The sequence below is a fragment of the Priestia sp. LL-8 genome, assembly GCF_036227845.1.
Lineage (GTDB): Bacteria > Bacillota > Bacilli > Bacillales > Bacillaceae_H > Priestia > Priestia zanthoxyli.
The window spans coordinates 3771279-3794660 of record NZ_JAZAQH010000001.1 but is presented as its reverse complement, the minus strand read 5'-3'; the positions used below and the strand labels follow the sequence as shown (position 1 = coordinate 3794660).

Sequence of the window (23382 nt, the reverse complement as noted above, 5' to 3'; positions counted from 1 at the left end):
AAATGTGGAAGAATAGAAAAGATATGTTATGGTAAAGAAAAGAGGTGATGGTATGCTACATTCATTTACGTTAAAAACGAATAAGCGTGACGAAATGATTGCCGTAACAAGTCAGGTGCAGGCAGTACTAAGAACAGAAGGATTAAAAGAAGGGGCTGTAGTGGTTTACTGTCCTCATACAACCGCTGGTATAACAATTAATGAAAATGCGGATCCCGATGTAAAAACTGATATGATTCGCCGTTTTGATGAAGTATATCCTTGGGAACATGAGTTAGATCTTCATATGGAAGGAAATACAGCGGCGCATCTCAAAGCGAGCACGGTCGGCTCCTCTCAGCATATAATCGTTCACGATGGGCAGCTGCTGCTGGGAACGTGGCAAGGAATTTATTTTTGTGAGTTTGATGGACCGAGGACTCGTACGTATTATGTAAAAATTTTATCCCTACAATAACTTTTTTTTATAAGTCGTTGTCCAACTTTTTTCTGAAAATTGTTATAAAACAAAGTTAATTTAATATAAATGTTATATAACAGTTAAAGGGAGAGATTGAACAATGGAAAAGATAGCTGCAGAACAAGAAACAGTGAAAAAAGAAAATGAAAAAACAAATTTTACATGGGTGGAAGAATATCCAACTATTTTAGACATTGTCAATGAGTATTACAGTACGTGTCGATAAAATAGGGAAGGCCGGGACAAAAGTATTTTAGTTGAAGGAGGATCCGAACGATTCACCGTTCGGGTTTTTTCATTGTGATGGTGAATGCAGGTTTACTGTATGTAGCTATGTCTCAATATGTTTTTTATAAAAAATATATAATAGTAGCAATTTTCCTGAAAGGTTTAATATAATAAATATTAGGGTACTGAATTGTATGAAATAAAGATAAAACGCATCGTTTCATACTATTTCCTTTTTTACCGCTAGTATAGCCTTGAAGAAAAAGTTTCACTTGATATACTAACTATACGCTTAGTCTTTAAGATAAAGATAAAGATGAAGATTCATTGTCATTGTTACACGCAGTGAATGAGCTGCCTTTGCTTGGCGAAAACGTCGTACAAACAAAGACAGATAGCGAATTGTTTTGGGTGCGTTCATTTAGTTCAAAACAGGGAGGCGATTAGTCTATGTTACTTGTACGTATGGCCATGATTGGTTTCTTTTCATTAACAGCCATATCATTGTTTTCTTTTCAGTCCGTTGAGATTATCCATGCTATTATGGACTTTTTCTCATCAGCTGATAAATATTAAAAACTCATATATTTCTTAAATAAAAAGCGGATAGCCCTTAGTGGGCTATCCGTCAAAAACCGCCCCGCAAGGCGGTTTTTTTATGCCTGTATTTGTTTTCTGATGACGAATTCTACATGTTTTTTTGAGCTCAACATTCGTTGAAATAAGTGTTCACGTACTGTTCAAACTGAAGCCAATCGTCCACGCGAGGGACATTTACTTCTTCGTTATACGGGTAGCTCATGGCAACAGCATGGCGACCTGTAGCTTGAAAAGCCTTCAAATTATGCGGTGCATCATCAAATAGCAAGTCTCCGTATATTTTATCTTTTTGGTGTGTAAACACGATATTGTACTTTCCGATAAACGGAAGGTGTTTTTCAACCCACTGCTCTTTTTCGGTATAAGCATAGGTACGACTGCTTGTGACAATTAAAATGGAAAACCTTTCATAAAGTCGTTTAAGAACCTCAACAGCATGAGGCAGAGGTTTTAAATGTAAAAAAAGCCCCGGCTGATCGAGGTAGTCATAAATTTTTGTGCCGCACTCCGGCTTTACATACTTTTCTGATTCCCAGCATTTTAACTTTTCAACCGATAAGCTGTCGCAATAATCTTTGTTATATTGGTTATGCCAATCCGTCATAAGATCACAAATGACAGAATCCATGTCAATTAAAAGGGTGTGCATTTATTCAACTTCCTTTACAGTATTCATCTACACGCTTGGTTTTGCAATGTAATGTAATGTGCTGCTTCTACTATACCAAATCTTTTACATGCATAAAAAGAGCAAGCCGCATCAAAATCGCACAGCTTGCCCTTTTTATCGAAACTACATTCTTTTAGCACCTAAATAGCGTTTGCTCCAATAGCTCTCTTTTAGAGAAGAGATGCTCACACCTTTAGATGAAGAGCAGTGAAGAAACTGGTTATTTCCTAAATAAATTCCTGCATGAGAAGGCCCTTTTGTATAGGTTTGGAAGAACACAATATCTCCAGCTTTTGGACTTGAGACGCGCGTTCCTTTTTGATAAATTTGCGCTACTGTTCGAGGAAGCTGAACCCCGCCGCCATGCTTGAACGCATAGCCAATAAAACCGCTGCAGTCAAAGCCGCTTGGCGTTGTTCCACCCCAGCGATAGCGAACGCCCATATACTGTTTTCCTTTGTTGATCACTGCGTTAGGATTATAGCGCGCTGAGCTAGAAGGCGATTTGCCCTTTGCTGAAACGCCTAGTTTAGCATATGTTCCTTTTCCGACAATACCATCTGCTGCTAGTCCGTTCTTACGCTGAAACGATTTTACAGCAGAAGCTGTAACAGTCCCAAAGTATGTAGTCGTATTCCCTTTAAAATAGCCTTTATTTTTCAACGTTTGTTGTAATTGTTTAACATCTTGGTGATTCATGCCTTGGCGCAGCGTTTGGTCGCCTAGAGCCGCTTGGCTGACAATCGGGCTAGTAGAAACAATAACGCCAGCAAGCGTGAGAGCTGCTATTACTTTTTTCATAAAACTAGTACCCCCTGAAAATTTTTCCTGATTTGAGTAAATTCATCATATCATCTTTCGACAGTGTTCTACGTTACAATTTCATTACATATATGAAAAAAATGAAATATAACGGTGAATATAGTCGTATAAAAGCTGTGTTTAAAAGGGTTCTTTAGGCGTGTAATTTTACTAGAAAAACTTTGAATATTTGACGGTAAATAACTAAAAGATATGAAAAAGTATGTACATTTAAAATTTAACAAAGAAATATGTTGTGAATTACTACACAAAAAGTTCGAACTCGGGTAAAATGTAGAACTATAATATAGTAGTCATGTATGTGACTTTGATGAGGTGAAAGTAATGAAAAGAATAGGTGTATTAACAAGCGGCGGAGATTCTCCAGGTATGAATCCTGCGGTTCGTGCTGTTGTGCGTAAAGCAATTCATGAAGGTATGGAAGTTTACGGTATCTATCAAGGATATCAAGGCTTAATAGAAGGAAATATTAAAAAGCTAGAAGTTGGAGATGTTGGTGACATCATTCAACGCGGTGGAACTATGCTTTATTCTGCAAGATGTCCAGAATTCAAAACAGAAGAAGGGCGTTTAAAAGGTATTGAAAACCTTAAGAAGCACGGTATTGAAGGCTTAGTAGTTATTGGTGGAGACGGATCGTATATGGGAGCTGTAAAACTAACAGAGCTTGGTTTCCCTTGTATCGGTATCCCAGGAACAATTGATAACGACATTCCAGGAACAGATTTTACATTAGGATTTGATACGGCTCTTCATACGGTTATCGATGCAATTGATAAAATCCGTGATACGGCTACTTCTCATGAACGTACGTTTATTATTGAAGTTATGGGTCGTAATGCAGGAGACATTGCTCTTTGGTCAGGTCTTGCTGGCGGTGCAGAAACAATCCTTATCCCAGAAGCAAAAGATGAGTTCCAAGAAATGGTTGATCGTTTGAGAAAAGGACAAGAGCGCGGTAAAAAGCACAGCATTATCGTAGTAGCCGAAGGTGTAGCTAATGGTAATGAAGTAGCGAAGCAGCTTCATGAAGCTGCAGGCATTGAAACGCGTGTAACAGTATTAGGACACATTCAGCGCGGTGGTTCCCCAACTGCTCAAGATCGTGTGCTAGGAAGCCGTTTCGGCGGTCGCGCAGTCGAACTTCTGCTAGAAGGTAAAGGCGGCCGTGCAATCGGTATCCGTAAAAATGAAATTGTAGATTATGATATTATGGAAATTTTAGGTGAACCTCACCATATCAATGCTGATATGTACCGTTTATCTAAAGAACTTTCAATTTAATCCCAGTGTTTCTGAGGCGAAACTTCTTATATAGAAGGAGTTTCGTCTTTTTTTGATTGCATGCCTGTCCCTTCGCAGTGTTTGCATGTTTTCATGTAACCGATACCAGGAATAACGGCTAGCTTTCCGAGTCCTTTGCAAAAAGTGCAAATTAATTCAAAACCAAACATTGGTTCATCCCCTCTGTACACGTTTTCTTTCAGTTTATCATAAAAGTAGACAAATAATTTTAAAAATTATAGAAATAATCAAAAAAATGATTACATTTGAACAGCGAGTGATATAGTAAAGAGAGAAGAACATTTTATAAAAGAGGAGAGGAAGCGTGATGTTTAAACGAATTTTACTTGCCTCAGATGGCTCAGAGCATGCAGCTAAAGCAACAGAAAAAGCCGTTCAGCTGGCTCAGCTGACGGAAAACAGTTTTATTCAAGTTATTTATGCAGTAGAGGGTGATTCAAGGTTAAAATCACTTAGCCGCGACGAGGAACGGGAAAGTCGGATACATACAACGGATGAAATTTTAAAGCAAGGAAATGTGGAGTATGAGATTACCTTTATGCACGGAGACGCGGCTAAAACAGTGATTCAATTTGCTAATCAAAATTCATTTGACCTTGTGGTAATAGGAAGCAGAGGGTTAAACCCTGTAAAAGGCATGCTGCTTGGAAGCGTTAGTTCTAAGATTGCACAGCAAGTAACGATTCCTGTGCTAATTGTTAAATAGGAGAGAAATGCAATGTCAAAACAATATAAAGAATTAAAACAGCTCATTGATGATGCTAAACACATTTGTTTTTTTACAGGAGCTGGAATGAGCACAGAGTCGGGCATACCTGACTTTCGCTCTCAAAACGGCTTATATCGCCAAAACAAAAGCTTTGTGGACATAGTAGCTGCTGACTTCTATGAACAGTATCCTCATGAGTTTTGGCCGCTGTTTAAAGAAATTTTTCATATTAAAATGCTGCATCAGTACAAAGCAAATACGGGCCATCGCTTTATTGCTGAACTAGAAGAAGCCAAAACCGTGCATGTGATTACGCAAAATATTGATGGCTTGCACCAAGATGCAGGAAGCACGAACGTTTTTGAAATTCATGGGTCCATTAAGAGAGCTCATTGTCCGAGCTGTAAAAAAGAGTATGACTTAGCGTATTTAAATCAGTCAGCCCTCCCACAATGTACAGCGTGTGAGCGCCTTTTAAAGCCAAATGTTGTTCTCTTTGGAGATGCCATTCATCAGTTCGATGAAGCAGTTACAGCAGCGCTGTCATCTGATTTATTCATCGTGCTTGGTTCATCGCTTGAAGTAGCACCGATTAATCAGATTCCGCTGCTTGTGAGCCGGTACAATCGTACAAATATGGTGATGATTAATAAAGAACCTACGCATTACGATTATTTGTTTGATTTGGTTATCTACGATTCCATTGGACAAGTGGTCGCAAATTTATAAGCGTCTATGTATGAACATAGCGCTTTTTTAGCATTTAGTGATAAAGTGTAGGGATGTATCATATGGTGTAGTACATCATCCATTCGCTAATGGATAGAAGGGATGTTTTTGCATATGAGTGTAGGCTTGAGAGTTTGTCTCTTCATTGTTGGTATTGCACTCAAAGTGACAGCTGTTTTGACTTTGATTTTTGAAATGAATCTTGTCCCTATTCACGGAAGGAGTCTTACTTATTATGCTGAAGCGATAGGTATGAAACTCCCCATTATCTGTTTTATCCTTGGTTTTTTTTGTGTAGCAGCAAGCTTTTATTTACCTGCTAAAAATCGCCGCACCAGTAAATAGCAAGGGCAGGAGACTAACTAAAACGTTTGACTGCAAAGTTTTTAACATTTAAAATAAAGTCAATAAGTTTAAAAAGAAATAGGATAATTATTCCTTAATCTTTTTAGATATACGGAAATAGAGGTGATTGGATGGGGCAGTGTACCACGTTGGCGAAGTAGCATTATATGCACCAGTGTCAAAGCGTACAATACAGTATTATACAAACCTACATTTGCTTCACGCATATCGCTCTTTATCACATAATCGCTCTTTTAAGACGTTAACAGACTTTAACTTTATAAAGATTGGAAACTACTAAATTTTTTATAAATGAATAGAAGAGAGAATCAGCGCTGAAGCAACATCATGAAATGAAGCGATGTGAGCCATTGCTTCACATCTAGAACAGCTGAATAAAGAATGACCTGCTACATTAACGAGTGAAACGTGAGATAAGGAAGAAAGACTGGCAGTTTTGCTCCATATAAAAATGTTTATACATTTATCATGTGATTCCTCCTTATATGCACTTTTCCATGTGATCAGTACAGGGATAGAGTTCTTTATCCAAATTTTTTATTTTTTAGGAGGTGAGTCCTTACTCGTTTTTAAACGAGCTAAGGAACTTGATTGGACATATTTAACTTGATTTTACTAGCGGTACTGATTGCATTAACTGCTTTTTTCGTTGCTACCGAGTTTGCGATTATTCGCGTGAGGAGTTCCAAAGTGGATCAGCTTATAGCAGAAGGGAGCAGCAATGCAAAAGCTGCGAAGCAAGTTATTTCAAATTTAGATGAATACTTATCTGCGTGTCAGCTTGGTATTACGATTACTGCGCTGGGAATTGGTTGGTTAGGAGAGCCTACACTTTCGCATCTCCTGTCACCATTACTTGATCAACTAGGGATAAGCGGAGCTTTAACAAAAGTATTATCTGTTGCGATTTCTTTTGCGATTGTTACATTTATAAACGTTGTGGTCGGAGAGCTTGCTCCGAAAACATTTGCAATTCAAAAAGCAGAGAAAGTCACTTTATTATTTGTTCGTCCGCTTATACTCTTTTATAAAGTAACCTATCCTTTCATTTGGCTATTAAACAGTTCTTCTCGTTTAATAACAGGGTTATTTGGTCTAAAGCCTGCTTCAGAAAATGAGCTTGCACACAGTGAAGAAGAGCTTCGCATCTTGTTATCAGAAAGCTATAAAAGCGGTGAAATCAATCAATCGGAGTTTAAATATGTAAGTAAAATTTTTGACTTTGATGATCGCGTTGCCAAAGAGATTATGGTGCCGCGTACGGAAGTCGTTTCGATTGATCAAGAAGATACGGTCGAATATATCCTTGAGATGGTCCAAGAAGAACGGTTTACCCGCTATCCCGTCATCGATGGAGATAAAGACCATATTATTGGAATGGTCAATATGAAAGAGATTTTAACCGAGATTGTCATGAACAACAGCAAGGAAAAAATAGACTTAAAACAGTATATCCGTCCTGTTATTGAAGTAATTGAATCGATTCCTATTCATGATTTGTTGCTTAAGATGCAGCGTGAACGTATCCATATGGCTATTCTAATTGATGAATACGGTGGAACAGCAGGGATTGTAACAGTAGAGGATATTTTAGAGGAAATTGTCGGTGAAATTCGTGATGAATTTGATGCGGATGAACTTCCATTAATTCAGAAAGTCAAACCCGATCATTATATTGTAGATGGAAAATTATTAGTAAGTGAGCTTAACGAGCTGCTTGGCACAACAATTGATGATACGGATGTTGATACAATTGGAGGCTGGGTCTTAACGGAAAAATATGACGTCAAGCAAGGAGAAAGCCTTAGCTTTGATCAGTATGACTTTACCGTTACGAAAATGGAAGGCCATCACATTCAATATATTGATGTGATTAAAAAACGTCAGGTGCATCAAAGTACGGATGAAGCGGTTAACGTGTCGGACATGAACCAGTCACAGGCTTTATCTTCATAATAAGAAGGCGCATTGCGAAAGAGCAGTGCGTCTTTTTGTTATAGAAAAAGTGTGCGGGGAAGATAATAAAGTAATATGATGGAACTAAAGGATAATATTACTGCTATGAATCTTAAAATCAATTTGCTTTAATAAAAATATGAAAACTCTATCAAAACTTTTATTAGTAACATTGTTGTCTGTCACTCTAGCTTTTGGTCTTAATAACACTGCGCAAGCAGCAACCGTACATACCGTTCAACCCGGAGATACGATGTGGAAAATAGCAGTAAAATATCAGGTTGGTGTTTCCGAGCTGATTGAAGCGAACTCCGCTATTAAAAACCCTAATTCGATCTATCCGGGACAAAAAATTACCATACCAACAGATAAAGCGGGAAGTTCATACGAAGAGCAAGTGGTTCAGCTAGTGAATCAAGAACGTGCTAAAGTAGGGCTTAAACCTTTAAAATCTAATTGGGAAGTAGCTCGCGTTGCTCGCTATAAATCGCAGGATATGATTGATAAAAACTATTTCAGTCATACATCGCCTACATATGGAAGTCCGTTCGACATGATGAAAAAATTTGGTATTACATACAGTACAGCAGGTGAAAATATCGCTGCTGGACAAGCGACTCCAAAAGAAGTGGTTAACGCATGGATGAATAGCGAAGGCCACCGTAAAAACATACTATCGAGTCAATTTACTGAAATTGGAGTAGGTTACGCTAAAGGCGGAAGCTACGGCCATTACTGGACTCAAATGTTCATTTCAAACTAAAAAAGAAAGGAAAAAAAGCTGACTACTAAGTCAGCTTTTTTTAGCTTCGAGCACTTTCTAGAAATTCTTTTGGATTGCCAGAAAGCTTTCCGTCCTGCTCAACAATGAGCGTACGCGTAGGGAACGCAAATTCTACGCCTTCTTCTTCAAGAATGTCCATAATTTCGAAGTTTATATTTTCTTTTACATCTAAGTAATCAGCAAAAACGGTTGTATTTGTAAAGAAATACAAATAGATATTTAAGCTGGATTCATAGAAACCGTCAAAGTTAACCAGAATCGTTTCATTATGAATTTCTTCGTGGTCAGTCAGCATCTTTTTAATTCTTGCCACAACGGTTTCTAATTTTTCTTTTGGTGTATTATAATTCAAGTTTAAATGAAAGGCAATTTGACGTTTTCCCATCTTTGCCCAGTTAATAATAGGTTCATTAGAAAGAGTAGCATTTGGAACCGTTACGACTGCTTGAGCGAACGTTCGAACTTTGGTGCTTCGAAACGTAATATCTTCTACAACGCCTTCAACACTCGGTGTTTTAATCCAATCTCCAATGGTAAAAGGCTTTTCGGTAATAATTACAATTCCGCCGAATAAATTACTAACGGTGTCTTTTGCGGCTAGGGCAAAAGCAAGACCACCTAAGCCAAGACCCGCTACAAAGCCGTTTACGTTAAAACCCCATTCTTCTGCGATGATGGAGATAGAAAGCATAACAACAACGATGCGGATGAACTTTTCAATAAAAGGAATAATGATTCGATCCACTTGGATATCAAAATTTTTGGCAAACGTTGCAAAAAATAAATTGGTAGAAGCAGCTAGATTATACAAGCCCCATCCTGCAAGGCCAACAGAAGCTGAACGAACTAAATGTCTTTCCGTGTCGGCTGTTAAAACATCAAAGGGAAGATAGGGAAGAGCAAGCTTGAAACCAATAATTACAAAAATCCAGCGCAGCGGCTTTTCAAAAGCTTCTAAAACGCTCGTAATCAAATTGATTTTTTTATTTTTGACAAAACCAATAATAAACTTAAACAAATAAGTCGTGAAAAGCTTGCGAAGAATTAAAAAGATCAAAAAGATCCCAATCGCAATCACGATTTTTTTCCAATCATCTAACGATGACAGAGACTTCAAAAAATCCATACAATCCTCCTAGTTACCAAAACTGTGCTACAGTCCATTTATATCCGTCAATTGAAAGCATTTCTATGTAGAGTGTTCTCTACCCTAAATTCATGCTTTTTAAAAGCTTCTTCCCTATTAAAATAGCACAAAAATACCTGTAAATCTATTTAAGTGATAATTATGAATATATCTCTTTTAGGTAAAAGAGACAGACAATAGTCTGAAAATAAGTTGTATAATAAATAGGTGATATTATAAACGTTAATTTATCTTATTATTTATTTAAAACGTTCGTTGGAGGGAGAAAGCTTTGTTAAGTCAATTAAATAGAATGCTAGAAAAATTGATGCCGTTTATTACGCCGGTCAGCTTGCTCATAGGAGTTCTTATCGGTTCGTCATTAAGTCAGTATACCTTCTTAATTCCATGGCTTTTTGCATTAATGACGTTTGCCGGAAGTTTGAATTCAAACTTTCACCAGTTAAATGCCACGATACACCGTCCATTTCCAATCATTATGGCCCTGTTTGTTTTACATATTTTTATGCCAGCATGGGCTTGGAGCGTTGGTCAAGTGATTTTTCCACATGATGTATTTACAAGCACGGGTCTTTTGCTAGCAGCAATTATTCCAACAGGAGTGACTAGTTTTATATGGGTCTCTATTTACAAAGGAAGCATTCCTCTTGCACTATCCATTATTTTAATTGATACTCTTTTAGCGCCGCTTATCGTTCCTTATACGCTTTTATTGGTGGTTGGAGACACCGTACATCTGGAAGCGCTAAAGTTAGTCAAAGATTTATGTTTTATGATTGTCCTTCCATCTCTGTTAGGTATGTGCTTAAATCAATATACAAAAGGAACAATTAAGCAGACATTAGGACCAAAGCTGGCACCTGTTTCGAAAATAGGGTTAAGTGTGATGGTTATGGTAAACGGGGGAGTGATTGCACCTTATTTAAAACATATTGATAAAAAACTGCTGTTTATCATCTTGATCGTCTTTTTAATGAGTTCAGCTGGTTATTTCTTCAGCTGGATGATTGGCAAATGGCTAAGATGGGACCGAGCAAAAGTTGTGACGCTTACTTTTTGCGGAGGCATGAGAAATATTAGCGCTGGAGCCGTATTAGCCGTATCTTATTTTCCAGCTCCCGTTGCTGTACCCGTCGTATTAGGGATGTTATTTCAGCAGGTATTAGCTGCTTTATCAGGGCGTTTAGTTCAAAACTATTACCAGAAAAAAGACGCTGAATTTGCTTCATTAAAATAAATGGAAAAAGCAAGGGACGAACTACAGTAATCATAAATTAAGCACTCTGCTTTAACGATCAGAGATAAGGTACTTTTACACTTGCTCAGTTCAATATAATGAGATGATTAGAAAAAGGTACGGTGTGACATACTAGAAAGAAAAAGGTCGGATATTCTTGCTTATTAATATAGCGCTGGCGTTTGTTTTACCTTGGGTTTTCGGCACCCTCTATTTACATCCTAAAAATCGTCGTTTACTACCTTTAGTAGGAACTGCTTTTTGCATTTTAGCAATCGTTATCAATGAATTAGGGAGCTATTATGGCTTTTGGAAACTCCGGACTTCTTTAGAAAATGAAGCATTAGAAGCGCTGCCTTTTAATTTAGGTGTCTATCCTGTATTAGCCAGCTATATGATTTTTTTAATCCAGCGAATCGGAAAGCCTCATTTTTTTATTTTTCTTATTGCGCTGCTTACAACATTTTTAGAAGGAACGTATATGTATACGGACAGAGTGATATACGGAAACGGATGGAATCTCGGCTGGACATTTTTTTCCTACTGGATTCCGTACATCGTAATTTATTTATACTATAGGTATTTGGTTAGTCTTAGACTGCTTCACTAGAAGAAAAAAAGAAGTAAATTTGCACAATAAAAAAAGCCGTGAATATTCACGGCTTTTTTTGTTAGATCGCTTCTTTCGAGCTAGATTTATCTTCTGAATGATCCCATGCATCAATATTATCAAGTCCAGAAATGCTGTCTTGATAGAAGACAGGGTCTTTTCCAGCTTTCTTTTGGGCAAGATAATCTTTGAGTGCAGAAAAGGCCACTTTCGAGAGCAAGAGAATGGCAATTAAGTTGACTACTACCATAAAGCCCATAAACAGGTCTGCTAAGTCCCATACAAGCTGAATTTGAGAAATAGAACCGAACACAATCATTGCAAGTACAGCAACACGATAAGTCATCAGCCAAGCTTTATTTGTGTTCAAGAACTCAATATTTGTTTCTCCGTAGTAGTAGTTACCAATTAACGTACTAAAAGCAAATAGGAAAATCATAATCGCAAGAGCGCCTGCTGCCCAAGAACCAATATGAGTGCTTAAAGCAGCCTGTGTTAACTCAATACCGCTTAAATTTTTATTTGTGTAAGCACCTGAAAGTAAAATGATAAAGGCAGTACTACTACAAATAATAAGCGTATCCGTTAATACACCAAAGGCTTGAATCAACCCTTGTTTTACCGGGTGGCTTGTTGTTGCAGCGGCTGCGGCGTTTGGCGCGCTACCCATACCCGCTTCATTTGAGAATAATCCGCGTTTAATTCCTTGCATAAGAGCTGCTCCAAGAGAACCTCCGGCAACTTGTTCAAAACCAAATGCATTCTTAACGATTTGAGCGATAAGAGAAGGCATTTCTTGAATGTTCATGATAATAATGAAGAATGCTACACCAATATAAGCAACAGCGAGTACCACAACAATGTATTCTGACATTTTTGCAATACGCTTAACTCCGCCAAAAATAATGGCAGCGAAAGCCACTGTCATAATAATTCCTAACACTAGACGATTCGTTCCGAACGCATTTTCAAACGCAAGGGTAATCGTGTTTGATTGTACAGCATTAAAAATTAAGCCGAATGATAAAGTAATTAAGATGGCAAAAAGTCCGCCCATCCAGCGCTTTTTTAACCCTTTTTCCATATAGTAAGCCGGTCCGCCTCGGAAGCCGCCGTCTTTGTCTTTTACTTTGTATATTTGTGCTAACGTACTCTCGATAAATGCTGAAGCTGAACCAATAACGGCAAGCACCCACATCCAAAATACAGCACCAGGTCCCCCTAAAGCGATCGCAATCGCAATACCTGTAATGTTCCCCGTACCAACGCGGGCTGCCATACTGATACAAAACGCTTGGAATGGCGAAATTCCGTCTTTAGAAGAGCTATCTGCACCTTCTTTTAATACACGAATCATTTCTTTTAACAGCCGAATTTGTAAAAACTTTGACCTGAATGTAAAAAACAAACCAAATGCAATCAGCATCGCAATCAGTAAGTAGGACCAAAGAAATTCGTTAATTGAACTAACAAAACCTTGAACTACTTCTTGCATAGTTTCACCTCTTCATGAATTATAGTAGAATAATAATAAAAAACGTGAATTTATAGAATTTTCCCTCTATTTAGATAGATTTCCCTATTTCCCCGCTGTTTTTCTTCATTATCCTTGTCGAATCCTGTTGCTAAATCTGAACCTTATATATATATAAAATAATAATTTTGGTCTTTTGTCAACTAACCTCACATGGAAAAATAGGGTGATATGACAAATGAAGCGGGTATGAAAAGGCGATAACAGCAGGGATGAAAGAAATTTCATTTTGTTTTACTTAATTGTTGCTAGAAAATAAAAGTTTTAGGCCAAGTACCCCAAAAACCGTTCCTTTTACATATTTTAATGTGTGCTGAAAGATACGGCTTTTTTTGACTTTTTTCCCAAGGCCAGAAGCAAATAGCGCAATAAGTGAAAAGATGATGAGCGTTTCGGCGATAAAGATGATACCAAACAAAATCATTTGCAAACTTACATATCCAAGAGACGAATTAACAAACTGCGGTAAGAACGTAATGAAGAAAATAGCTACTTTTGGATTGGTTAAGTTGCTAACAAATCCTTTTCTAAAGTGATGGTGCTGCTGAACGTTTTCTGTTAATTCCAACGGACCGCTTTTTTCGCGAAACGATTGGTAGGCTAAAAACAGCAGGTACAGAACACCTACAACCTTTAGAATCGTAAAGGCAATAATTGATTTTTGAAAGATAATAGATAGCCCTACTGCGGCTAAAAGAGTATGTACGAATGTTCCCGTGATAGATCCCAATACGGTTTTGATGCCTGCTTTGACGCCTGAAGCAATACTTTGTGTCATTACAAAAATCATGTCTTGTCCTGGTATTAAAACGATGATAAGTGACACGGCTATGTAAGGTATAAGCCAAGAAAATGTCATGATGATTCCCTCCCAACAGAATTTTAACCATTTCGACAAAAAGTTCTCAAGAGTGTGTGCTAATGAATTAATAGACTAATGGAGTAAAGTTAAGAAGGTGTAAAAGCGTAAAAAGAGGTTATTCTCCTTAATAAAAATCAATAAAAGGTGTAGGAAAAAAATAGGTGGTGTTGTATAATAATTCGATATACTTAATTTTTATAGAAAGAGGGTAAAAATTTATGAAGTACTGCTTAGCACAGCCGGAGGACGCTGCTACAGTTCACGATCTTATGTTGCAAGCCTTCTCCGTCTATCGCGATTCTGTCCCACCGTCCAGTGCTCTTGATGAAACAACGGAATCTATTATGCAATCGTTAAAGCATGGAAAAGAAGCTGTCATTTTATACGTCGAAAATAAGCCAGTAGCGATGGCGCGTTTTACGCTAGAAGAAACGAGCTTATATTTTTACCGTCTGTCTGTTGTTCCTGCTTTTCAAGGGAAAGGAATGGCTAAGCAGCTTATTCAATGGTTAGAAGCGTACGCCAAAGAGTGTGGTAAGGAAAGTTTATCATGTAAGGTGAGAATGAGTGTTTCTCGTAATATAGCTTTGTATGAATCAATCGGCTTTTACATAGAGGAAAAAGAAATGGTGCATAGAGGGGGAGTGGATATTCCTGTAGTAAATATGAAAAAAGAGATTCTAAAAGGAGTAATGGCATGAATAAATCAACTCTTCCTTTACCGCCTCCTGTCTTTCTTTTAATCGGTGTATTAGCCGTGTCCTTTTCTTCTATTTTAATTAAATGGTCGGACGCGCCTGCTTCTATTTTAGGCATGTATAGACTGCTGTTTACCGTCCTTTTATTTTTACCGTTTTTACCATGGAGGAAAATGAGCATCCTTTTAAAAAATAGCACGGTAAAGGAATGGATTATGCTGTCTGTATCAGGCTTGTTTTTAGGGCTTCATTTTCTGTTTTGGATGGAGTCTTTTTCACACACAACAGTTGCTAGCGCTATGATTTTGACTGCGCTTGAGCCAGTCTTCGTAGTGATAGGAGCTTATTTTTTATTTAAAGAAAAAACAAGCAAAGTAGGGATCATCAGTATTTTAATTGCTGTTAGCGGATCGGTGATTATCGCATCAGGCGATATCGGAGTATCCAAAACGGCTCTTTACGGAGACTTACTTTCTGTTTTAGGTACAGTGGCCGTTTCTGTTCATATGCTGGCGGGGCAAGATCTATGCAGGAAAATGCCTCCAATCATCTATAGCTTCGCCGTTTTTTTAATCGGTGGACTGGTTCTATTTGTCTACAATATTTGTGCAAACGTATCGCTGACTCAGTATGACACAAAGGACTGGTGGATTTTTTTGCTTTTAGCGCTTATTCCTAATATTTTTGGTCATGCCTTATTTAACTGGCTGTTAAAGTACGTAGATGCTACAACGATTTCAATGGCTATTTTAGGAGAGCCAATTGGTGCCATCATTCTCGCTTATTTCTTGCTTGGAGAAATGACAACCGTTTCTCAGCTAGTGGGAGGAATGATTGTGATGATTAGTGTGATGATCTTCTTAAAGTACAAAGCAGCAGAGCTGGAAAAAGTCATGGCTCTTCAAGAAAAGTCCAATATCAGCTAATTGGATAGGCAAGCAGCACCGAGTATGATACAGTTTATTTATCATTATTTACCATTTGGTAAAGAGGCTTTTATTAAACTACATAAAGCAGGTGTAAATATGCTGAAAAAACTAACGGACCACGTTTATTACTTTCCTCATTCTGAAGAAACGGATCGGCCGGTGCTCGGGCTTATATGCGGGGAGAAGTATAGTTTCGTCGTAGATGCTGGGAATTCTCCCGCGCATGCATCATCATTTTTAGAAGAAGTGGAAAAAATGGGAGCCCCTCCAATCAAAGGAGTAGCTATTACGCATTGGCACTGGGATCATACATTTGGCATTCATGCAATGAACAAGTATACAATCAGCCATCATTTAACGAAGAAAAAGCTGGCCTATTTAAAGACACTGCGCTGGGACGAGGATGCCTTGGATAAACGTGTTCGGGAAGGTGAAGAAATTGAATTTTGCCGGGACATGATAAAGAAAGAAATGCCGAGTCGAGAGATGTTAATTTTACAGGAGCCGGACGTAACGTTTCATCATCATATGGAAGTTGACCTAGGTGGAATCACTTGTTGGATTCAGCATATTGGAGGGGTACACGCGCAGGACTCTTCCGTTGTCTATGTCCCCAAAGAAAAAGTACTGTTTTTAGGTGATTGTCTATGTCCAGATTTTTATAGCGGTGACTGGAGCTATGATAAAGAAGACCTTGAGCGGATTCAGAGAGAACTTAAAGAATATGATGCGCAGTATTATCTTTCATCTCATTTTGACCCTGAAACTTCTGAGGAACTTTGGCGAGATTTAAACCAATTGAGTGCGATTGGAGAAATTGTAGGAAATGAAGTCGATTTAGAAAAAGCATGTTTTCAGTTTGAATGTGAAACGTATAAGAAGCCAACAAATGAGCAAAAAGAGAGAATACAGTATTTTGTTAATGGAAATGTCAAACGCAAAAGCAGAGAACTGTTTTGATAGTTTATGCATAATGGTAAATAAGCCCGCCTGTTCATACTATATTATGAGCAGGCGGGCTTATTCAATTGGTTGTGCTGTGATATAAGCTTTAAGTTATGATAGTAAAATAAATAACTTGACGAAACTAAGTTATAAAAATATAATAAGTTACATAAAGTAAGTTGATTAAAAAATGATATATTCAAAAGGAGAAATAATCATGAACTTTCACCGTGCACCCCATGTATTTGTTGGGAAAGTAAATTTAAAAGTAGAAAATTTAGAGCGTTCACTTGCTTTTTATCAGCAAATAATCGGGTTTAAACTTTTAGGGAGAAAAGAGAACAAAGCCTTGCTAACAGCTGATGGACGCACGGCGCTTTTATCGATTGAACAGCCGGAAAATGTTACAGCAAAACAGCCTCGTACAACAGGCTTATATCATTTTGCTCTATTGTTGCCGACTCGTTCTGATTTAGGAAATGTTCTTCAGCATTTGTTAAATAGCGGTTATCCGCTTCAAGGGGCGTCTGATCATCTAGTGAGCGAAGCGCTGTACTTGGCAGATCCAGATGGAAACGGCATAGAGATTTATCGAGATCGTCCGTCAAGTACATGGGAATGGAATGACAGTGAAGTAGTAATGGCTACAAAGCCTTTAGATGCAGAAGCGATATTATCTGAAGGAAACGGTAAACCATGGACAGGATTACCTTCAGCTACCTTAATGGGACATATTCACCTTCACGTTTCTGAATTAGAGCAAACGGAAAACTTTTATCGAAATGGATTAGGTTTTGAGGTTGTTAGCAATTACCATAATCAAGCATTGTTTATTTCAACTGGGCGCTATCATCATCACATCGGACTAAACGTTTGGAATGGAATTGGAGCGCCTAGTCCTCTTGAAAGCAGCGTTGGTTTGGAGTCATTTACACTTGTTTTTCCAGCTGAAGAAGCAAGGGAGCATGCAATAAGTCAGCTTCGTGAAATTGGAGCAGCTGTGTCTAAAGAAAACCAAGATTTCATCACAAAAGATCCATCAGGCAATATAATTAGATTAGTCCTTTAACATAAAAGCTGCCGCAGTTGGCAGCTTTTATTTATCGCAATGTTCGTCAAAATAGGAAAGAAATGTACACTTTTTTCTCAAATAGCAAGATGATAATGGCGAAAATAGTGTTATTTTCAGGGAAATAAACGAAGAGTCTTATGCTTAAAAAAGTTTGTAAACAAGCGGGCGTGGGAATAAAATACATATCTAGCATCATTTCTTATCGTTATTGAATCTTTATATAAAGTCTTTTCATATAAAACCTTGAAGGAAGGGAGCGGAAACCTGTGAGATATAAAGTGAAACATTGGCTTAGATTAACTTCAGACGAGCGCTATCTTGTATTGTTTGCTACTGCTGCTTTGCAAAAAGAAAAGCGATAAAAGAGTTGTTAATAGTAAGGAAAGTAGCTTTATATGCTAACGAAAAGGTAATAAAAGGCCTGAAAATAATATATTTATTTTCAGGCCTTTTATTGTTTTCAATCCTTGTTTAAGTCAACTGTTGAGAGATAGCTTCGGCCGTTTGTTTGCCGTTTGTTATACACGCTGCAATGCCTACTCCATAGTAAGAACAGCCGGCTAATGTAATAGCGGGGTGCTTGTCATGCAATTTTTGAGTCAAGCTGCGTACGAGTTCACCGTGTTTAAGGTGGTAGGTAGGCATCAATTTATCCCAATTTGTTACGTCGCTTTCAATGGGCTGCTCTTTGATCCCTAAGCTGTTTTCAATGTCCTTTTGTGCCACTGCTAGCAGCTCTTCTTTTGACATCGCCCGCAGGCTGTCAAAGTGGTGACTCGTGCTTTTATAAAACAGGCGAACTAACAAATTCCCTCGCTTAGAAGTATGAGCCCATTTTTTGCTCGTCCACGTGCAGGCATTGGCGATTAAGTTGCTTGATTGAGAAGCAATAAACCCGGTGCCTTCAGCGGGAAGGTATTCGTCTGGAACGTCATAGCCGATGTACACGCTAATGAGAGAAGAATCTTTTAACTGCTCAAAGTCTTCGTTTAATTCGCGATCGTTCAACAGGTGCTGAGCAGTCGTGTGCGGTGTAGCTAACACCACGTAATCTGCTGAATAGGCTTGCCCCGGCGTACTGATTTGGTAGCGCTCACCGTTCCGTTTTATGCTGGTGGTTGGCGTATCTTTTAAAATCGTTACATCAGAAAGCTCTTCTTCTAAGCGGTGAATAATCGTTGATAAACCTTGTTTAAACGAAATGAATTTTTTATTTCCTGCCGTTTTAAATTTCTTTTCATTGGCGCCCATTCCTTTAATGATGCTGCCGTACGTGTTTTTGTAGTCGAGCAAATACGGGAGAGTCGAAGAAATCGTGAGTTTGTCTAAATCGCCAGAGTAGACGCCGGATAAAATAGGTGCAATTTGTTTTTCTACTAGCTCTTCTCCTAAAAAATGTTTTAAAAAGAGTCCAATTGAGCTGTCTTTCGTAAACGTTGTATTTTTAGTGATTAAGTCTTTTAAAGCTGTAATTTTAGCTTTTGAAGAAATCAGCTCGCTTTTAAAAAGAGATTCCACGCTTGTTGGAATACCGAACATGGTATCTTCAGGAATTGGCAGCAGCTCATTAGCAGAGTAAATAAACGATTTGCCCGTTTCGTTATAGACTAAATCGTTTGTTAAGTACAGCTCTTCTAGCAGAGGCATAACGTTTTCTTTTCGAGCCACAATAGAATCTGCCCCTGTTTCCATAATAAATTCCCCAGCTTCACGCGTATTGATTTTCCCTCCTAAATGGGCATGTTTCTCTAGTAATAATAATTTGAGCGGGAGATTACGTTCTCGTTTTAGTTTCTGCAAATAGTACAGAGTGGTTAAGCCCGTAATTCCTCCTCCAATAACAGCGACCGTTTTCAAAATATTCACTCCTACATTTTCAACAATTAGTCTGTAATATACGAAAATCATACCACTATGACTAGGAAAAGTGTAATGAATTGATTGTGAACATAGTGTGTGCAAACACGAAAAGAAATATTGAAACTATACGATTAGATATTTTGAAATTACATAAAATAAAAGCTCATACACGTAGAGAAAATGACTGAGACGCAGCAGTGAAGAAAGGAGGAAGCATCATGCTCGGCGGTTTTATGGAAACGCTGAAAAAAGACTGGCTCGCTTTAGTATTAATAAGTGTTCTTATATGCGGGATTACCTTAAACGTACGAGCCGAAGAGAAGAGCGGACGAAGCGGATACATCGAACCAAAGCTAGTTTTTCCTGTGATCAGTGATGTTCATATTAAGGAAACAGGAACGCTTGATTTGCGTACTTTTCAACATGCATTAACGCAATTAAATGAACAGGCACCGAAACAAGATGCATTTGTAGTAGTAGGAGATTTGGCTGATACCGGCGCGTTGAAAGAATACGACCGCTTTTTTTCTATTTATAATCAAAATAAACAGCCGCAGGCCGTATCTCTTTTTACAATTGGCAACCATGAATACCGGGACAGCGTAACCAATCAGCAAGCGCAGCAGCGTTTTTTATCTAAAACCAAAATGAAGTCTCTTTACTTTCATCAAGTGATAAAAGGATATCATTTTATCATGCTTGGAACAGAAAGCCGTCTGACCGCTGGTGATTATTCAATCAAACAAATTAACTGGCTTGCTGAACAGTTGAAGATAGCAAAGCGAGACGATCCTAAAAAACCGATTTTTGTCTTTATTCATCAGCCTATTAACAATACACTGTACGGGAAAAACAGGTGGGGGATAGAAGTGAATGAACAGCTTCTTTACAATACGTTAAAACCTTATCCGCAAGTCATTACGTTTTCTGGTCATACCCACCATCCGTTGGACGACCCTCGTACTATTTTTCAAAGAGATTTTACCTCTCTTGCAACGTCTTCTGTTCGGTATATATGGCCTGGTGCCGGATATTTACAAGGTGAACTTCCTCCTGGCTACCGAGATGTGAGTCAAGGTCTTCTTGTAGAGGTTTATAATCAAAAAGTAGTCGTTAAAAGGCGGGATTTTCACGCAAATAAGTGGACGGGAGAAGCGTGGGAAATTGACATACCTGCAGATGCAAAAAAGTTTCACTACACGAATGAGCGAGATTTAGTAAAACCGATTTTTCTTCCAAGCTCTACTATTTCTGTTATACAAGAAAAAGCTTCAGCAAATCAGCTTTATATCCAGTTTACGCAAGCTGTGGATAATCTGATGGTTCATTCTTATCGCATTACCGTCAAAAATAAAGAAACTGGAAAAGTGGTCAAAACATATAATGCATTTTCTCAATATTACAGCGATCCTGTTCCGGATGTTTTAAGTCTTCCGTTATCAGGTTTGCAGCCTCATACTGCATATCAAATAGAAGTAGCGGCAGTGGATGCGTTTGACAATCAAAGCGACCAAAAATTAATGATTGAAGGCTCTACTAAATAGCTAAAAGAATCCTGATTTTTATGGATTCTTTTAGCTTTTTTTCATCTGTTTTTAATGTTATTTTCATTAGATTTTTAAGTGGAGTTGCTACACTGAAACTGTATTTAAAGTCATAATATGTAATTTTTATGGAAGTATCAAAATCAAAAGGAGTTTATATGAAAGGATCTTTTGTACGTTTTTTAGTAGTAGGGCTGGTCAATACAGCAGTAGGTCTTTCCATTATGTATGTACTGCTTCATATGTTTCATCAATACTGGGCAGCAACGTTTATCGGAAACGCAGCGGGAGCAGTCGTCAGCTACGTGTTAAATCGAATATTTACGTTTAAAAGCGGAGTTCATTTATCCAAAAGCATACTGCGGTTTATTTTGGTTATTGGCATTTGCTACGGCTTGTCTTACTATATTGGACTGCAGTTCTCCAGCTGGTTATTGCATCAACTTCCTGCTGCTGTGCGTCCGTTCAAAAAAGACGTCGGTATATTAATTGGAACAGGTCTGTATACGCTTTTAAATTATACGGGTCAAAAATACTTTGTATTTAATGCAAAAAAAGAAGCGGTCGTCATGCACGATTAGCTTTTAGTAATTATGAAATGGAAATAGGTGTTAACAGATGAAGAAAGAAACAGCTATGAATGAAGAAAAAACATTGCTTATTATCGCGTTCCTTTTGCTGCTTGCGTATGTATCCCCTATGTTTTTGCTCGGGGAAAATTCACATATACGCGTGCATGATAATTTAGACTCAAACATTACATGGTATAAAGTTCTGCATCGAAGCGGAGAGCTGTTTGGCTCCAGTCAGGCCGTATTACCTCAAATTATTAACGGATTGCCGAGGAATACGTTTGGAACAGAATTTAGCGGTATTCAGTGGCTGTATGGCTTATTTCCTACCATGCTTGCGTACAGCCTCAGCCAAACGGTTACGCGCGTATTTGCTTTAATTGGAATGTATTTATTATTAAAAAAGCATTTTATTAAAAGCGAGGATGCTTATGCGATTCGAGTGCTTGTATCGCTTGCTTTTGCACTTACGCCATTTTGGCCTTCGGGCATGCTGAGTACACTAGGACAGCCGCTGGCACTGTGGGCGTTTTTAACCATTCGAAGCCGCGAAGGAACATGGAAGGAATGGCTTACACTTTTACTGCTTCCGTTTTACGCGAGCTTTGTGCTCGGATTTTTCTTCTTTTTAGCGGCGATGGGGCTGCTATGGCTAAGAGACGTAGTGAAAAAACGAGCGTGGAATATTCCTTTTTTAAGCAGTATTGCAGCGATGACCGCTGTCTTTCTGCTCATTGAATACCGACTTGTTGATTCGCTTTTATTTCCGGAGGCCCCGACGAGTCGAAATGAATTTTTAAGCTCCACTCTAAGCTTTGGGCATTCCGTTCGCCTTGCTTTAAAGAACTATACGCTCGGGCATACGCATGTAATGACGCTTCATACCTTTGTCATTTTACCGCTTTCTTTTGTCGTATTGTGGTTTGTTGCTCGAAATCGCAAGGAAAAGCTTGAAAAAACGTTTTTGCAGTTATTTATTCTTAATCTACTACTGTCGATTTGGTATGCGTTTTGGTTTTATAAAGGATGGGAGCCGCTAAAAGAAAAATTTCAGCTTTTAAATACGTTTAACTTTGCTAGATTTCATTTTTTACGCCCGCTCATTATTTATTTGATGTTTGCCGTTGGCGGCTATGTTTTGTGGAAAAGGGGCAAGGCGTGGAAAAAGTTTGTGTGGGTGTGTTTGATTTTACAGCTGCTTGTGTTATTTATAGCGAATCCTGAACTTTACTATCGCTACAATCACGAGCCGTCAGTCAAAGAATTTTATGCTGTTCATCAATTTGATGAAATCAGCAGGTATATCGGAAAACCTAAATCATCTTATCGCGTAGCGAGCATAGGGCTTCATCCATCTATTGCTCAGTATAACGGCTTTTATACGCTAGATACGTATAACAACTTCTATCCGTTAACATATAAACATGAGTTTCGCAAAATCATTGCCAAAGAGCTTGATAAAAATAAAAAGTTAGAAAGCTACTATGATCACTGGGGGAACCGCTGCTATGTGTTTGTTAGCGAGCTAGGGAAAAAATATGATTACCGAAAAGACTCAACGAAAAAAATCCGTCATTTGCAGCTTAATATCAGCCAATTTAAAAAAATGGGCGGTCGCTATATTTTTTCAGCTGTTCCAATCGAAAATGCTGAAAGTGACGGTTTGCACTTTTTAAAAGCATTTAACGATAAACAGTCCGCTTGGAAAGTGTATGTATATGAAGCAAAGTAAGGGGGCAATAA

25 protein-coding genes are annotated in these 23382 nt (G+C 38.2%); 18 read left to right on the top strand and 7 right to left on the bottom strand.

Going from position 1 to position 23382, the window contains the following annotated elements; all coding sequences use genetic code 11:
- Positions 1-52: 52 nt before the first annotated feature.
- The 3 genes from U9R83_RS19900 to U9R83_RS19890 all read left to right on the top strand — a co-directional run bounded on the left by U9R83_RS19900 (position 53) and on the right by U9R83_RS19890 (position 1264).
- On the top strand, positions 53-457 hold the full coding sequence (locus U9R83_RS19900) for a secondary thiamine-phosphate synthase enzyme YjbQ (RefSeq protein WP_208732936.1): 405 nt from the start codon (positions 53-55) through the stop codon (positions 455-457).
- A gap of 103 nt (positions 458-560) precedes the next feature.
- On the top strand, positions 561-686 hold the full coding sequence (locus U9R83_RS19895; protein WP_014458586.1) for a hypothetical protein: 126 nt from the start codon (positions 561-563) through the stop codon (positions 684-686).
- 452 nt (positions 687-1138) lie between these two features.
- Positions 1139-1264, top strand: coding sequence for a hypothetical protein (locus U9R83_RS19890; protein ID WP_013058681.1), 126 nt, complete (start codon positions 1139-1141; stop codon positions 1262-1264).
- Positions 1265-1394: 130 nt separating this feature from the next.
- Here U9R83_RS19890 and U9R83_RS19885 read toward each other — a convergent pair whose 3' ends face one another.
- Both U9R83_RS19885 and U9R83_RS19880 read right to left on the bottom strand, forming a co-directional pair.
- Positions 1395-1937: a 5' nucleotidase, NT5C type gene (locus U9R83_RS19885; RefSeq protein WP_057242965.1), complete on the bottom strand. Its 543-nt coding sequence runs from the start codon at positions 1935-1937 to the stop codon at positions 1395-1397.
- A 144-nt stretch (positions 1938-2081) separates the two neighbouring features.
- Positions 2082-2759 (bottom strand): C40 family peptidase, encoded by a 678-nt coding sequence (locus tag U9R83_RS19880; RefSeq protein WP_014458588.1) that lies wholly within the window; start codon positions 2757-2759, stop codon positions 2082-2084.
- Between the two features lie 345 nt (positions 2760-3104).
- Here U9R83_RS19880 and pfkA point away from each other — a divergent pair, with 345 nt between their 5' ends.
- Entirely contained in the window at positions 3105-4064 is a 960-nt protein-coding gene (gene pfkA / locus U9R83_RS19875; RefSeq protein WP_013058678.1) for a 6-phosphofructokinase, read from the top strand.
- Between the two features lie 26 nt (positions 4065-4090).
- On the opposite strand, the gene U9R83_RS19870 is transcribed toward pfkA, so the two are convergent.
- Positions 4091-4234 carry a hypothetical protein gene (locus U9R83_RS19870; RefSeq protein WP_013058677.1) on the bottom strand — a complete coding sequence of 48 codons (144 nt, stop codon included), beginning with the start codon at positions 4232-4234 and terminating at the stop codon, positions 4091-4093.
- A 158-nt stretch (positions 4235-4392) separates the two neighbouring features.
- Here U9R83_RS19870 and U9R83_RS19865 point away from each other — a divergent pair, with 158 nt between their 5' ends.
- The 5 genes from U9R83_RS19865 (at position 4393) to safA (ending at position 8608) form a co-directional block, all read left to right on the top strand.
- Positions 4393-4791, top strand: coding sequence for a universal stress protein (locus tag U9R83_RS19865; protein ID WP_013058676.1), 399 nt, complete (start codon positions 4393-4395; stop codon positions 4789-4791).
- 12 nt (positions 4792-4803) lie between these two features.
- On the top strand, positions 4804-5523 hold the full coding sequence (locus U9R83_RS19860; protein WP_014458589.1) for an NAD-dependent protein deacylase: 720 nt from the start codon (positions 4804-4806) through the stop codon (positions 5521-5523).
- A 114-nt stretch (positions 5524-5637) separates the two neighbouring features.
- Entirely contained in the window at positions 5638-5868 is a 231-nt protein-coding gene (locus U9R83_RS19855) for a hypothetical protein (protein WP_140451039.1), read from the top strand.
- Positions 5869-6480: 612 nt separating this feature from the next.
- Positions 6481-7845, top strand: a complete 1365-nt coding sequence (locus U9R83_RS19850; protein WP_014458591.1) for a hemolysin family protein — start codon at positions 6481-6483, stop codon at positions 7843-7845.
- Positions 7846-7984: 139 nt separating this feature from the next.
- On the top strand, positions 7985-8608 hold the full coding sequence (gene safA / locus U9R83_RS19845; protein ID WP_080564747.1) for a SafA/ExsA family spore coat assembly protein: 624 nt from the start codon (positions 7985-7987) through the stop codon (positions 8606-8608).
- A 40-nt stretch (positions 8609-8648) separates the two neighbouring features.
- Here the strand turns inward: safA and U9R83_RS19840 are convergent, their stop codons facing one another.
- Positions 8649-9755, bottom strand: coding sequence for a mechanosensitive ion channel family protein (locus U9R83_RS19840; RefSeq protein WP_014458592.1), 1107 nt, complete (start codon positions 9753-9755; stop codon positions 8649-8651).
- Positions 9756-10047: 292 nt separating this feature from the next.
- Here U9R83_RS19840 and U9R83_RS19835 point away from each other — a divergent pair, with 292 nt between their 5' ends.
- Both U9R83_RS19835 and U9R83_RS19830 read left to right on the top strand, forming a co-directional pair.
- The gene (locus U9R83_RS19835) at positions 10048-11013 is read left to right on the top strand and encodes a bile acid:sodium symporter family protein (RefSeq protein WP_042991950.1); all 966 of its coding nucleotides are present in this window, start codon (positions 10048-10050) and stop codon (positions 11011-11013) included.
- Positions 11014-11170: 157 nt separating this feature from the next.
- A complete protein-coding gene (locus U9R83_RS19830) occupies positions 11171-11623 on the top strand; it encodes a CBO0543 family protein (protein ID WP_182421317.1) in 453 nt (150 codons plus the stop codon).
- Positions 11624-11684: 61 nt separating this feature from the next.
- On the opposite strand, the gene U9R83_RS19825 is transcribed toward U9R83_RS19830, so the two are convergent.
- Both U9R83_RS19825 and U9R83_RS19820 read right to left on the bottom strand, forming a co-directional pair.
- Positions 11685-13118: an alanine/glycine:cation symporter family protein gene (locus U9R83_RS19825; protein WP_208732938.1), complete on the bottom strand. Its 1434-nt coding sequence runs from the start codon at positions 13116-13118 to the stop codon at positions 11685-11687.
- 277 nt (positions 13119-13395) lie between these two features.
- Positions 13396-14016 carry a LysE family translocator gene (locus tag U9R83_RS19820; protein ID WP_243549873.1) on the bottom strand — a complete coding sequence of 207 codons (621 nt, stop codon included), beginning with the start codon at positions 14014-14016 and terminating at the stop codon, positions 13396-13398.
- Between the two features lie 221 nt (positions 14017-14237).
- Between U9R83_RS19820 and U9R83_RS19815 the strand changes: the two genes are divergently transcribed.
- The 4 genes from U9R83_RS19815 to U9R83_RS19800 all read left to right on the top strand — a co-directional run bounded on the left by U9R83_RS19815 (position 14238) and on the right by U9R83_RS19800 (position 17660).
- On the top strand, positions 14238-14720 hold the full coding sequence (locus tag U9R83_RS19815) for a GNAT family N-acetyltransferase (protein WP_014458596.1): 483 nt from the start codon (positions 14238-14240) through the stop codon (positions 14718-14720).
- Positions 14717-15643, top strand: a complete 927-nt coding sequence (locus U9R83_RS19810) for a DMT family transporter (protein WP_014458597.1) — start codon at positions 14717-14719, stop codon at positions 15641-15643. The genes U9R83_RS19815 and U9R83_RS19810 overlap by 4 nt, the downstream gene beginning before the upstream one ends.
- 24 nt (positions 15644-15667) lie before the next feature.
- Positions 15668-16606: an MBL fold metallo-hydrolase gene (locus tag U9R83_RS19805; protein WP_208732940.1), complete on the top strand. Its 939-nt coding sequence runs from the start codon at positions 15668-15670 to the stop codon at positions 16604-16606.
- Between the two features lie 202 nt (positions 16607-16808).
- Positions 16809-17660, top strand: a complete 852-nt coding sequence (locus tag U9R83_RS19800; protein WP_014458599.1) for a VOC family protein — start codon at positions 16809-16811, stop codon at positions 17658-17660.
- Between the two features lie 474 nt (positions 17661-18134).
- On the opposite strand, the gene U9R83_RS19795 is transcribed toward U9R83_RS19800, so the two are convergent.
- Complete coding sequence (locus U9R83_RS19795; protein WP_014458600.1) at positions 18135-19520, bottom strand: protoporphyrinogen oxidase; 1386 nt, start codon at positions 19518-19520, stop codon at positions 18135-18137.
- A 221-nt stretch (positions 19521-19741) separates the two neighbouring features.
- Between U9R83_RS19795 and U9R83_RS19790 the strand changes: the two genes are divergently transcribed.
- From U9R83_RS19790 to U9R83_RS19780, 3 genes are all read left to right on the top strand, one after another.
- Positions 19742-21067, top strand: coding sequence for a metallophosphoesterase (locus tag U9R83_RS19790; RefSeq protein ID WP_115654772.1), 1326 nt, complete (start codon positions 19742-19744; stop codon positions 21065-21067).
- Positions 21068-21225: 158 nt separating this feature from the next.
- Positions 21226-21648, top strand: coding sequence for a GtrA family protein (locus tag U9R83_RS19785; protein WP_115654771.1), 423 nt, complete (start codon positions 21226-21228; stop codon positions 21646-21648).
- A 37-nt stretch (positions 21649-21685) separates the two neighbouring features.
- Complete coding sequence (locus U9R83_RS19780; protein WP_243549871.1) at positions 21686-23371, top strand: DUF6044 family protein; 1686 nt, start codon at positions 21686-21688, stop codon at positions 23369-23371.
- The last annotated feature ends 11 nt before the right edge of the window (positions 23372-23382 follow it).

Excerpts from the sequence above, each read along its gene's own strand:
- U9R83_RS19900 (WP_208732936.1), top strand. The coding sequence starts at position 53 with ATGCTACATTCATTTACGTTAAAAACGAATAAGCGTGACGAAATGATT.
- U9R83_RS19895 (WP_014458586.1), top strand. The coding sequence starts at position 561 with ATGGAAAAGATAGCTGCAGAACAAGAAACAGTGAAAAAAGAAAATGAA.
- U9R83_RS19890 (WP_013058681.1), top strand. The coding sequence starts at position 1,139 with ATGTTACTTGTACGTATGGCCATGATTGGTTTCTTTTCATTAACAGCC.
- U9R83_RS19885 (WP_057242965.1), bottom strand. The coding sequence starts at position 1,937 with ATGCACACCCTTTTAATTGACATGGATTCTGTCATTTGTGATCTTATG.
- U9R83_RS19880 (WP_014458588.1), bottom strand. The coding sequence starts at position 2,759 with ATGAAAAAAGTAATAGCAGCTCTCACGCTTGCTGGCGTTATTGTTTCT.
- pfkA (WP_013058678.1), top strand. The coding sequence starts at position 3,105 with ATGAAAAGAATAGGTGTATTAACAAGCGGCGGAGATTCTCCAGGTATG.
- U9R83_RS19870 (WP_013058677.1), bottom strand. The coding sequence starts at position 4,234 with ATGTTTGGTTTTGAATTAATTTGCACTTTTTGCAAAGGACTCGGAAAG.
- U9R83_RS19865 (WP_013058676.1), top strand. The coding sequence starts at position 4,393 with ATGTTTAAACGAATTTTACTTGCCTCAGATGGCTCAGAGCATGCAGCT.
- U9R83_RS19860 (WP_014458589.1), top strand. The coding sequence starts at position 4,804 with ATGTCAAAACAATATAAAGAATTAAAACAGCTCATTGATGATGCTAAA.
- U9R83_RS19855 (WP_140451039.1), top strand. The coding sequence starts at position 5,638 with ATGAGTGTAGGCTTGAGAGTTTGTCTCTTCATTGTTGGTATTGCACTC.
- safA (WP_080564747.1), top strand. The coding sequence starts at position 7,985 with ATGAAAACTCTATCAAAACTTTTATTAGTAACATTGTTGTCTGTCACT.
- U9R83_RS19840 (WP_014458592.1), bottom strand. The coding sequence starts at position 9,755 with ATGGATTTTTTGAAGTCTCTGTCATCGTTAGATGATTGGAAAAAAATC.
- U9R83_RS19825 (WP_208732938.1), bottom strand. The coding sequence starts at position 13,118 with ATGCAAGAAGTAGTTCAAGGTTTTGTTAGTTCAATTAACGAATTTCTT.
- U9R83_RS19820 (WP_243549873.1), bottom strand. The coding sequence starts at position 14,016 with ATGACATTTTCTTGGCTTATACCTTACATAGCCGTGTCACTTATCATC.
- U9R83_RS19815 (WP_014458596.1), top strand. The coding sequence starts at position 14,238 with ATGAAGTACTGCTTAGCACAGCCGGAGGACGCTGCTACAGTTCACGAT.
- U9R83_RS19810 (WP_014458597.1), top strand. The coding sequence starts at position 14,717 with ATGAATAAATCAACTCTTCCTTTACCGCCTCCTGTCTTTCTTTTAATC.
- U9R83_RS19805 (WP_208732940.1), top strand. The coding sequence starts at position 15,668 with ATGATACAGTTTATTTATCATTATTTACCATTTGGTAAAGAGGCTTTT.
- U9R83_RS19800 (WP_014458599.1), top strand. The coding sequence starts at position 16,809 with ATGAACTTTCACCGTGCACCCCATGTATTTGTTGGGAAAGTAAATTTA.
- U9R83_RS19790 (WP_115654772.1), top strand. The coding sequence starts at position 19,742 with ATGCTCGGCGGTTTTATGGAAACGCTGAAAAAAGACTGGCTCGCTTTA.
- U9R83_RS19785 (WP_115654771.1), top strand. The coding sequence starts at position 21,226 with ATGAAAGGATCTTTTGTACGTTTTTTAGTAGTAGGGCTGGTCAATACA.
- U9R83_RS19780 (WP_243549871.1), top strand. The coding sequence starts at position 21,686 with ATGAAGAAAGAAACAGCTATGAATGAAGAAAAAACATTGCTTATTATC.